The 1,526-nt window shown below is 75.6% G+C and carries 2 protein-coding genes; both read right to left on the bottom strand.

Going from position 1 to position 1,526, the window contains the following annotated elements:
* The coding region (locus PKE44_RS19345) for a hypothetical protein (protein WP_324554478.1) at window positions 1-246 on the bottom strand (246 nt) is incomplete at its 3' end.
* Window positions 243-1,463 carry a ChaN family lipoprotein gene (locus tag PKE44_RS19340; RefSeq protein WP_324554476.1) on the bottom strand — a complete coding sequence of 407 codons (1,221 nt, stop codon included), beginning with the start codon at window positions 1,461-1,463 and terminating at the stop codon, window positions 243-245. The genes PKE44_RS19340 and PKE44_RS19345, both read right to left, overlap by 4 nt.
* Window positions 1,464-1,526: the final 63 nt, after the last annotated feature.

Genomic DNA, 1,526 nt, shown 5'->3' with positions numbered 1-1,526 from the left:
GTCGGCGACCGGCGGCAGCGGCTGGCCGTCGTCGCCGAGCCGGCGCCAGGCGGCCGGCGGCTCGGGCGAGAAGCGCGCGCCGAGCAGGAAGTCCGGGGTCGGCGGATCGAACTGCGCATCGCCTTCCAGCAGCCGCGCCTGCGGATCGAGGCGCACGTCGAGCAGCAGCGTCGCAGCCGGGGCCGGCAGTGACAGGATCAGCAGCAGCGCTCCGGCCGTCTGGCGCAGCCGTGCGCCGCTCCTCATTCCCCGGGCTCCGGCGGCACGCGCACCAGCACCGCCCGCCGGCGGCCGCCGCGCTCGATCTCGACCGGCAGCCAGGTGCCGGGCGCGGTCGGACGCACGCGCGCGGCGACCTCGGCGGGGTTGTGCACGGGGTGGCCGGCGACGCTGCGGATCAGGTCACCGGCCTGCAGGCCGGCGGTATCGGCGAGGCTGCCATCGAGCACCCGCTCGATGCGCACGCCGGTGCCGGCGGCGGTGGCGAGCACGACGCCGAGCATCAGCGGCGCCGGCCCGGCTGTGCCGTCGCCGGCGAGGCCGAACAGCGCATCGGCCGTGCCGGCCTGCAGGCCGGTGCAGGGCTCCGGGCCGATGGTCAGCAGCTTCACGACCCCGTCAACCCCGAGCGCGTCGAGCTGATAGGGCACGCCGAGGCCATCGCGCACGTGGCCGGCACCGAGCAGCGCGACCAGCAGCGGGGCGTCGCTGTCACGGCTTGCGCGTGCGGCCAGGGCTTCGGCCATCGCGCGATCCCACAGCAGCTGGCCGTCGACGAAGCGCAGGAAGGCGGGTTCGTCGGGTTCATTGCTGCCCGAGCGGGCGTGCTGGCGCCAGGCTTCGCGCAGCCGTTCGAGATACGCCGGCGCCGGCCGGGCCGGATCGCCGACTCCTTCGCGCGCCGCCGGCGGGATCGCGGCCCAGCCCTCGCTGCCGACGCGCTTGAGCAGCGTGCGCTCGACATTCAGCGCCAGCAGCGGCACACGGTTCATGCGCGCGAAGTGCAGGATCGGCAGGTACTGGTAGCGGGCGGCGTCGAAGCGCCAGACCTCGTCCCAGTCGACGGCGCGCAGGAACTCGGCCTCACTGTCGAAACCGCCGGCCACCCAGCGATCCAGCACCGGCTGCACCCGCCGCGGCAGCATCTCCAGCCCGATCACGAGCTGCGGGCGCAGCGCGTGCAGGCCGGCGATGACCTGCAGCTGCCAGCGGTGCTGTTCGACGCTGTCGTGGTGTTCGCCGAGCAGCACGACGCGTGCGCCGGCGAGGCGGGCGAACCACTCGCGGGGGTCGAGCGTTTCGGCAGCACCGTCCTGTGGACGGGCCCAGGTGCCCGGTGCCACGCAGCCGGCGGCCAGGGCGGGGGAGAGCGCCGCACTGCTGCAGGCGAGCAGCAGCGCGACGCAGGCGCGCGCGCCGCGCGATGCCGGTGGCGCGGCGGCGGCGGATCGGGTCGGGGACACGGTTACCTCGGCGCTCGATGCGGATGCGCGAAGGGTAACAGGCCCCGCGCCGCTCGGCAGCGC

This window comes from Plasticicumulans sp. (genome assembly GCF_035331805.1).
Taxonomy (GTDB): Bacteria; Pseudomonadota; Gammaproteobacteria; order Competibacterales; family Competibacteraceae; genus Plasticicumulans.
The sequence above is the reverse complement of the archived record's forward strand: the minus strand, read 5'-3'. Positions and strand labels throughout refer to the sequence as shown.